This is a genomic window from Microbacterium sp. (assembly GCF_049661145.1).
Taxonomy (GTDB): Bacteria; Actinomycetota; Actinomycetes; order Actinomycetales; family Microbacteriaceae; genus Microbacterium.
Map to the genome: position 1 here is coordinate 1 of NZ_JBASZT010000098.1, position 7676 is coordinate 7676.

The window sequence follows — 7676 nt, forward strand, 5'->3', positions numbered from 1 at the left end:
GACACGTTCGAGGACCAGCGCCTCGTCGAGGAGCTGCGCAAGGCCAAGGAAGAGCTGTTCAACCTGCGCTTCCAGTCGGCCACCGGCCAGCTCGACAGCCACGGCCGCATCCGTGCGGTCAAGCGCGACATCGCGCGGCTGTACACCGTGATCCGTGAGCGCGAGCTCGGCATCCGTGCCACGCCCGCACCCGCCGAGGTCGCGACCAAGAAGAAGAAGGCCAAGAAGGCGGATGCCGACAAGGCCTCCACCGACGAGGCCCCCAAGGAAGAGGCTGAGTGATGGCCACCACGAAGAAGACCGAAGAGGTCGTGGCGACCGAGCACGCCGCGCACGATGTGCGCGACGCCGAGGCCCGCGGCTACCGCAAGTCGCGTCGCGGCTACGTCGTCAGCGACAAGATGGACAAGACCATCGTCGTCGAGGTCGAGGACCGCGTGAAGCACCCGCTGTACGGCAAGGTCATCCGCCGCACGTCGAAGGTCAAGGCCCACGACGAGGCGAACACCGCCGGCATCGGCGACCTCGTGCTCATCAACGAGACCCGGCCGCTGAGCGCCACCAAGCGGTGGCGCCTGGTCGAGATCCTCGAGAAGGCGAAGTAAGAAATGATCCAGACCGAGTCCCGCCTCAAGGTCGCCGACAACACCGGCGCCAAGGAGTTGCTCACGATCCGCGTGCTCGGCGGTTCCAACCGCCGCTATGCCGGACTGGGCGACATCATCGTGGCGACCGTCAAGGACGCGATCCCGGGCGGAAACGTCAAGAAGGGCGACGTCGTCAAGGCCGTCATCGTCCGCACCGTCAAGCAGACCCGTCGTGCCGACGGTTCCTACATCAAGTTCGACGAGAACGCCGCCGTCATCCTGAAGAACGACGGGGAGCCCCGCGGCACCCGCATCTTCGGGCCGGTCGGCCGTGAGCTTCGCGACAAGAAGTTCATGAAGATCGTCTCGCTCGCCCCGGAGGTGATCTGAAGCATGGCCAAGATCAAGAAGGGTGACCTCGTTCAGGTCATCACTGGCAAGAAGCAGGACAAGGGCGGCGACCGCGGCAAGCAGGGCACCGTGCTCGAGGTCCTCGCCGAGCAGGACCGTGTGATCGTGCAGGGCGTGAACTACGTCACGAAGCACAACCGCGTTGGCCAGTCCCAGCGCGGCACCAAGACGGGCGGCATCGAGACGATGGAAGCCCCGATCCACATCTCCAACGTCGCCCTCGTCGACCCCTCGACCAAGAAGCCGACCCGCGTCGGTCACCGCGTCGAGGAGCAGACGAAGGAAGGCGTGAAGCGCAACGTCCGCGTGCGCTACGCGAAGAAGAGCGGTAAGGACCTCTGATGAGCACGATAACTGTCGCGGCGGCTGGCCCTGCGGCCGAAGGCTCGCCTTCGACACGAGTCCAGCCCCGCCTGAAGCAGAAGTACAACGACGAGATCAAGAAGGCGCTGCAGGACGAGTTCGGCTACGGCAACGTCATGCAGATCCCCGGGATCGTCAAGGTCGTCGTCAACACCGGTGTCGGCGAGGCTGCTCGCGACTCCAAGGTGATCGACGGTGCGGTAGACGACCTCACCAAGATCACCGGTCAGAAGCCCGTCGTCACGAAGGCCCGTAAGTCCATCGCGCAGTTCAAGCTGCGCGAGGGTCAGGCCATCGGCGCGCACGTCACCCTCCGCGGCGACCGCGCGTGGGAGTTCCTCGACCGGCTCGTGAACCTGTCGCTGCCCCGCATCCGCGACTTCCGTGGCCTGTCCGCGAAGCAGTTCGACGGCAACGGCAACTACACGTTCGGTCTGCAGGAGCAGGCGGTCTTCCACGAGATCGACCAGGACAAGATCGACCGCGTCCGCGGCTTCGACATCACGGTCGTCACGACCGCGAAGACGGATGCCGAGGGCCGGTCGCTGCTGCGCCACCTGGGCTTCCCCTTCAAGACCGAGTGATCTCGATACACCCCGCCTCCGGCGGGGCACTCGATCACCGGCTGGTGATCGAGCAACCGGAAGGTCGGCTGTCGCGTAACGGCATCCGAAACCACTGAACAAAGGAAACCAAGAAATGACGATGACAGACCCGGTCGCTGACATGCTGACCCGGCTGCGCAACGCGAACTCGGCGCATCACGACTCCGTGTCGCTGCCGAGCTCCAAGCTCAAGACCCACATCGCCGAGATCCTCCAGCAGGAGGGCTACATCTCGTCGTGGCAGGTCTCCGACGCCCGCGTCGGCGAGACCCTCACCCTGAACCTCAAGTACGGCCCGAATCGCGAGCGGTCGATCGCCGGCATCAAGCGCGTCTCCAAGCCCGGTCTTCGCGTGTACGCGAAGTCGACCGAGCTGCCCAAGGTGCTCGGCGGCCTGGGAGTTGCGATCCTGTCCACCTCCTCCGGTCTTCTCACCGACCGTCAGGCCGAGCAGAAGGGCGTGGGTGGGGAAGTCCTCGCCTACGTGTGGTGATCTGACATGTCACGAATCGGACGTCTTCCCATCGACATCCCCGCCGGCGTCACCGTTTCGGTCGACGGCCAGGACGTCGCCGTCAAGGGCCCCAAGGGCGAGCTGAAGCTCTCCGTCGCCAAGCCCATCGAGGTCACCGTCGAGGAGGGTCAGGTCGTGGTCACCCGTCCCGACGACGAGCGCGAGTCGCGTTCGCTGCACGGGCTGACCCGCACCCTCATCAACAACGACATCATCGGCGTGACCCAGGGCTACTCCAAGGGCCTCGAGGTCGTCGGCACCGGTTACCGCGTCGCGCAGAAGGGTTCGGCGGTCGAGTTCGCGCTCGGCTTCTCGCACCCCGTGCTCGTCGAGGCGCCGGCCGGCATCACGCTGACCGTCGAGGGCAACAACAAGCTCACCGTCAGCGGCATCTCCAAGCAGGCCGTCGGTGAGGCCGCCGCGAACATCCGCAAGATCCGCAAGCCCGAGCCGTACAAGGGCAAGGGTGTGCGCTACGCGGGCGAGGTCGTCCGCCGCAAGGCCGGAAAGGCTGGTAAGTAAAATGGCCGTGAAGTCGAAGTCCGACGCGCGTTCGCGTCGTCACGCCCGCCTTCGCAAGAAGGTCGTCGGCACCGAGGCGCGTCCGCGCCTGGTCGTCACCCGCTCCGCCCGCCACGTCTTCGTCCAGCTCGTGGACGACAGCAAGGGCCACACCGTGGCCTCCGCATCGACCCTCGAAGAGGGCCTGCGCACGTTCGACGGTGACAAGACCGCCAAGGCCCGCAAGGTCGGCGAGCTGGTCGCCGAGCGCGCGAAGGCCGCCGGTGTGTCGGATGTCGTGTTCGACCGCGGTGGCAACCGCTACGCGGGACGTGTCGCGGCGATCGCCGACGGCGCCCGCGAGGGAGGTCTGAACCTGTGAGCGATGCAACTACAACTCAGGAGAATGAAGTGACCGCAGAAGCTCCGGCTTCCGCTCCGGTCGAGCGCGAGGCCCGCGAGCCCCGTCGTGGCGGTCGCGAGCGCAACCCCAACCGCGACCGCGGTTCGCGCGACGCCGAGAAGAGCCAGTTCCTCGAGCGCGTCGTGACGATCAACCGCGTGTCGAAGGTCGTCAAGGGCGGCCGTCGCTTCAGCTTCACGGCGCTGGTCGTCGTGGGCGACGGCAACGGTCTCGTCGGCGTCGGCTACGGCAAGGCGCGTGAGGTCCCCCTCGCCATCTCGAAGGGTGTCGAAGAGGCCAAGCGCAACTTCTTCCGCGTGCCGCGTGCCGGCCTGACCATCCCGCACCCGGTGCGGGGTGAGGCCGCCGCCGGTGTCGTGCTGCTGCGTCCGGCCGCCGCCGGTACCGGCGTCATCGCCGGCGGTCCGGTGCGCGCCGTGCTCGAGTGCGCCGGCATCCACGACGTGCTCTCGAAGTCCCTCGGGTCGTCGAACACGATCAACATCGTGCACGCGACGGTCGAGGCGCTGCAGCAGCTCGAGGAGCCCCGCGCGGTCGCCGCCCGTCGTGGTCTCGACTTCGACCAGGTGGCTCCCGCTCGTCTGATCCGTGCCGAGGCCGACGCCGCGGCCGCTGCAAAGGGAGGTGCTTGATGGCCGAGCGTCTGAAGGTGACCCAGGTCAAGTCCAAGGTGAGCGAGAAGCAGAACCAGCGCGACACGCTGCGTTCGCTCGGTCTGAAGCGGATCGGCGACAGCGTCGTCCGTCCCGACGACGCGCAGACGCGCGGGTACGTTGCGACCGTCGCCCACCTCGTCAAGGTTGAGGAGATCGACTAATGGCTGAGAAGGCCGAGAAGAAGAAGGACGCTGAGAAGGCGCCCGCCGCGAAGAAGGATGCCGCGAAGAAGGCGGATGCCGCGGCATCCCGCCCGGGTGTGCTCAAGGTCCACCACCTGCGCCCGGTCCCCGGCGCCAACACCGCCAAGACCCGCGTCGGTCGCGGTGAGGGCTCCAAGGGCAAGACCGCGGGCCGCGGCACCAAGGGCACCAAGGCCCGTTACCAGGTGAAGGTCGGCTTCGAGGGCGGCCAGATGCCGCTGCACATGCGTACCCCGAAGCTGCGCGGGTTCAAGAACCCGTTCCGCGTGGAGTACCAGGTGGTCAACCTCGACAAGCTCGCCGAGCTGTACCCCTCCGGCGGCGATGTCACCGTCAGCGACCTCGTCGCGAAGGGCGCCGTGCGCAAGAACGAGAAGGTCAAGGTGCTCGGCACCGGCGACATCTCGGTCAAGCTCACCGTGGCCGTCGACAAGGTCTCGGGTTCGGCCGAGCAGAAGATCCTCGCCGCGGGCGGCAAGATCAAGTAATTCCACGGCAGGGGCCGGAGGGGAGCCTCCGGCCCCTGTTGCCGTACTCTGGGAGATGGTGTCTTTTCAGACACCGGTACTCCCACTGCAGGAAAGCCCTGGAGGGTTCTTTGTTCAGCGCCATCGCGCGGGTCTTCCGCACCCCGGATCTCCGGAGGAAGATCGCCTTCACCCTCGGCATCATCGCCATCTACCGCTTCGGCGCGCACGTGCCGGCCCCGTTCGTGGACTTCCCGAACGTGACTTCGTGCCTGGAGCAGACCGGCTCCGCCAGCGAGGGCCTGCTGTCGCTCGTGAACCTCTTCTCCGGTGGCGCTCTCCTGCAGCTGTCGATCTTCGCGCTGGGTGTCATGCCGTACATCACGGCGACGATCATCGTCCAGCTGCTGCGTGTCGTGATCCCGCACTTCGAGGCGCTCTACAAAGAGGGGCAGGCGGGGCAGGCCCGGCTCACGCAGTACACGCGGTACCTCACGATCGCTCTCGCGCTGCTGCAGTCCACGACCCTCGTCACGGTCGCCCGCTCCGGTCAGCTGTTCGGCACGACGGGGATCGCCGAGTGCAACGCGCTGCTGACCAACGACGTGTGGTGGGCGCAGCTGCTGATGATCATCACGCTGACCGCCGGCACCGGCCTCATCATGTGGTTCGCCGAGCTCGTCACCGAGCGCGGTGTCGGCAACGGCATGTCGATCCTCATCTTCACCTCGATCGCCGCGACGTTCCCCGTCGCGATGTGGTCGATCTGGCAGGCGCGCGGCTTCGAGGTCTTCCTGCTGGTGCTCGCGGTCGGCATCGTCGTCGTCGCGCTCGTCGTGTTCGTCGAGCAGTCGCAGCGCCGCATCCCGGTGCAGTACGCCAAGCGGATGGTCGGCCGGCGCACGCTCGGCGGCACCAACACCTACATCCCGATCAAGGTGAACATGGCCGGCGTCGTGCCGGTGATCTTCGCGTCGTCGCTGCTGTACATCCCGGCGCTGATCGCCCAGTTCAACCAGACTCCGGATGCCGATGGCAACATCCCCGGCTGGGTGGCGTGGATCCAGGCCTATCTCACCAAGGGCGACCACCCGCTGTACATGCTGCTGTACTTCCTGCTGATCGTCGGCTTCACGTACTTCTACGTGGCCATCACGTTCAACCCCGTCGAAGTCGCCGACAACATGAAGAAGTACGGCGGCTTCATCCCCGGTATCCGCGCGGGACGCCCCACCGCCGAGTACCTCGACTACGTGCTGACGCGCATCACGCTGCCGGGCTCGATCTACCTGGGCCTCATCGCGTTGCTGCCACTGATCGCGCTGGCGACCGTGAGCGCTAACCAGAACTTCCCCTTCGGCGGTGCATCGATCCTCATCATCGTCGGCGTCGGGCTCGAGACCGTCAAACAGATCGACGCGCAACTCCAGCAGCGTCACTACGAAGGGTTGCTGCGATGACCGCTGCTCGCCTCCTCATCATCGGCCCGCAGGGCTCCGGCAAGGGTACGCAGGGGGTGCGTATCGCCGAAGCACTCGGCATCCCCGCCATCTCGACCGGCGACGTCTTCCGCGCGAACGTCGCGGGAGGGACCCCGCTTGGTCTCAAGGTCAAGGCGATCATCGAGGCCGGTGACCTCGTCCCCGACGAGCTGACCAGCGAGATCGTGCGCGACCGGCTCACGCAGGACGACGCCGGCGTCGGCTTCCTGCTCGACGGCTACCCGCGCAATCTCGGCCAGGTGGGCGACCTCGACACGTTCCTCGATGCGCGTGACCAGCCGCTGACGGCCGTCATCGAGCTGGCGGTGCCGCGCGAGGAGTCGATCCGGCGGCTGTCGCTGCGTGCCGCCGAGCAGGGCCGCTCCGACGACAACGCCGAGTCGATCGCCAAGCGGCTCTCGATCTACGAGTCCGAGACCGCTCCGATCCTCGACGTGTACCGGGAGCGGGGGATCGTGGACGAGGTCGACGGGGTCGGGTCGCTCGACGACGTGTACGCGCGGATCGTCGCGGCGCTCGACGCGCGCGGCATCGCGGCCTCGGACGCTTCGGCCTCCTCGGCCCCCTCGGTCTGACGGGCTTCCGGCCTGATGGGTCTGCGCCGCTCCCTGTACAAGACCCCCGCGCAGCTGCGTGCGATGGTCGAGCCCGGACTCATCACCGCCGCCGCGCTCGACGCGGTGCGTGAGCGGATCGCGCCCGGAGTGACCACGGCGGAGTTGGATGCCGCGGCATCCGCCGTCGTCGTCGCGCGCGGCGCGGAGTCGAACTTCCAGCTCGTGCGCGGCTACCGGCACACCACCTGCATCTCGGTCAACGACCAGGTCGTCCACGGGATCCCGGGTTCACGCGTGCTCGAGGCGGGCGACATCGTGTCGATCGACGCGGGCGCGCAGTTCAGGGGCTGGAACGGCGATTCGGCCATCACTGTGGTCGTGCCGGGCGAGTCCGGTGCCGCCGAGGCGGTGGCATCGACGCGGCAGCGGCTGTCGGACGTGACCGAGGGGGCGCTGTGGGCGGGCATCGCGGCCCTGGCGTCGGCATCCCGCGTCGGTGAGATCGGCGATGCCGTGCAGGGCTACATCGAGCGGGCGGCTACCGCCGACGGGGCGACCTACGGCATCCTGCGCGACTACGTCGGCCACGGGATCGGGCGCCGCATGCACGAGGGTCCGACGGTGTTCAACTACCGCGTCGCCGACCTGGGTCCCGCGGTCCGGCCGGGGCTGTGCGTCGCGATCGAGCCGATGGTGACGAGCGGGTCGGACGAGACGTTCGTGGAGGACGACGACTGGACCGTCACGACGGTCGACGGCAGCGACGGCGCGCACTGGGAGCACAGCGTCGCCGTCCACGCGGGGGGCATCTGGGTGCTGACCGCCGCCGACGGCGGCGCCGCCGGCCTCGCCCCCTTCGGCGTGGTCCCCTCGCCCCCTGCGTAGC

Annotated in this window: 14 protein-coding genes; all 14 read left to right on the forward strand. The window is 67.5% G+C overall.

Annotation, left to right across the window (positions count from 1 at the left end; genetic code table 11):
- The coding region (gene rpmC, locus WBP48_RS04245; RefSeq protein ID WP_424436555.1) for a 50S ribosomal protein L29 at positions 1–282 on the forward strand (282 nt) is incomplete at its 5' end.
- Positions 282–605 (forward strand): 30S ribosomal protein S17, encoded by a 324-nt coding sequence (rpsQ, locus tag WBP48_RS04250; protein WP_424436558.1) that lies wholly within the window; start codon positions 282–284, stop codon positions 603–605. The genes rpmC and rpsQ, both read left to right, overlap by 1 nt.
- 3 nt (positions 606–608) lie before the next feature.
- A complete protein-coding gene (gene rplN / locus WBP48_RS04255; RefSeq protein WP_424436561.1) occupies positions 609–977 on the forward strand; it encodes a 50S ribosomal protein L14 in 369 nt (122 codons plus the stop codon).
- 3 nt (positions 978–980) lie between these two features.
- Positions 981–1340: a 50S ribosomal protein L24 gene (gene rplX / locus WBP48_RS04260; RefSeq protein ID WP_424436564.1), complete on the forward strand. Its 360-nt coding sequence runs from the start codon at positions 981–983 to the stop codon at positions 1338–1340.
- Positions 1340–1945, forward strand: a complete 606-nt coding sequence (gene rplE / locus WBP48_RS04265) for a 50S ribosomal protein L5 (protein WP_424436567.1) — start codon at positions 1340–1342, stop codon at positions 1943–1945. Before rplX ends, rplE begins: the two co-directional genes overlap by 1 nt.
- Positions 1946–2060: 115 nt before the next feature.
- Positions 2061–2459: a 30S ribosomal protein S8 gene (gene rpsH, locus WBP48_RS04270; RefSeq protein ID WP_424436570.1), complete on the forward strand. Its 399-nt coding sequence runs from the start codon at positions 2061–2063 to the stop codon at positions 2457–2459.
- A gap of 6 nt (positions 2460–2465) precedes the next feature.
- A complete protein-coding gene (rplF, locus tag WBP48_RS04275; RefSeq protein ID WP_424436573.1) occupies positions 2466–3002 on the forward strand; it encodes a 50S ribosomal protein L6 in 537 nt (178 codons plus the stop codon).
- A gap of 1 nt (position 3003) precedes the next feature.
- Entirely contained in the window at positions 3004–3363 is a 360-nt protein-coding gene (gene rplR, locus WBP48_RS04280; protein ID WP_424436576.1) for a 50S ribosomal protein L18, read from the forward strand.
- 29 nt (positions 3364–3392) lie between these two features.
- Positions 3393–4037 carry a 30S ribosomal protein S5 gene (rpsE, locus tag WBP48_RS04285; protein WP_424436579.1) on the forward strand — a complete coding sequence of 215 codons (645 nt, stop codon included), beginning with the start codon at positions 3393–3395 and terminating at the stop codon, positions 4035–4037.
- Positions 4037–4222: a 50S ribosomal protein L30 gene (rpmD, locus tag WBP48_RS04290; RefSeq protein ID WP_424436582.1), complete on the forward strand. Its 186-nt coding sequence runs from the start codon at positions 4037–4039 to the stop codon at positions 4220–4222. Before rpsE ends, rpmD begins: the two co-directional genes overlap by 1 nt.
- Entirely contained in the window at positions 4222–4752 is a 531-nt protein-coding gene (gene rplO / locus WBP48_RS04295; protein ID WP_424436585.1) for a 50S ribosomal protein L15, read from the forward strand. The genes rpmD and rplO overlap by 1 nt, the downstream gene beginning before the upstream one ends.
- Positions 4753–4862: 110 nt before the next feature.
- On the forward strand, positions 4863–6191 hold the full coding sequence (gene secY / locus WBP48_RS04300) for a preprotein translocase subunit SecY (protein ID WP_424436588.1): 1329 nt from the start codon (positions 4863–4865) through the stop codon (positions 6189–6191).
- A complete protein-coding gene (locus WBP48_RS04305; RefSeq protein WP_424436591.1) occupies positions 6188–6808 on the forward strand; it encodes an adenylate kinase in 621 nt (206 codons plus the stop codon). The genes secY and WBP48_RS04305 overlap by 4 nt, the downstream gene beginning before the upstream one ends.
- A gap of 15 nt (positions 6809–6823) precedes the next feature.
- The gene (gene map, locus WBP48_RS04310) at positions 6824–7675 is read left to right on the forward strand and encodes a type I methionyl aminopeptidase (RefSeq protein WP_424436594.1); all 852 of its coding nucleotides are present in this window, start codon (positions 6824–6826) and stop codon (positions 7673–7675) included.
- The last annotated feature ends 1 nt before the right edge of the window (position 7676 follow it).

Excerpts from the sequence above, each read along its gene's own strand:
- map (WP_424436594.1), top strand. The coding sequence starts at position 6,824 with ATGGGTCTGCGCCGCTCCCTGTACAAGACCCCCGCGCAGCTGCGTGCG.
- WBP48_RS04305 (WP_424436591.1), top strand. The coding sequence starts at position 6,188 with ATGACCGCTGCTCGCCTCCTCATCATCGGCCCGCAGGGCTCCGGCAAG.
- rplX (WP_424436564.1), top strand. The coding sequence starts at position 981 with ATGGCCAAGATCAAGAAGGGTGACCTCGTTCAGGTCATCACTGGCAAG.
- rplR (WP_424436576.1), top strand. The coding sequence starts at position 3,004 with ATGGCCGTGAAGTCGAAGTCCGACGCGCGTTCGCGTCGTCACGCCCGC.
- rplO (WP_424436585.1), top strand. The coding sequence starts at position 4,222 with ATGGCTGAGAAGGCCGAGAAGAAGAAGGACGCTGAGAAGGCGCCCGCC.
- rplF (WP_424436573.1), top strand. The coding sequence starts at position 2,466 with ATGTCACGAATCGGACGTCTTCCCATCGACATCCCCGCCGGCGTCACC.
- rpsQ (WP_424436558.1), top strand. The coding sequence starts at position 282 with ATGGCCACCACGAAGAAGACCGAAGAGGTCGTGGCGACCGAGCACGCC.
- rplN (WP_424436561.1), top strand. The coding sequence starts at position 609 with ATGATCCAGACCGAGTCCCGCCTCAAGGTCGCCGACAACACCGGCGCC.
- rpsH (WP_424436570.1), top strand. The coding sequence starts at position 2,061 with ATGACGATGACAGACCCGGTCGCTGACATGCTGACCCGGCTGCGCAAC.
- rplE (WP_424436567.1), top strand. The coding sequence starts at position 1,340 with ATGAGCACGATAACTGTCGCGGCGGCTGGCCCTGCGGCCGAAGGCTCG.
- rpmD (WP_424436582.1), top strand. The coding sequence starts at position 4,037 with ATGGCCGAGCGTCTGAAGGTGACCCAGGTCAAGTCCAAGGTGAGCGAG.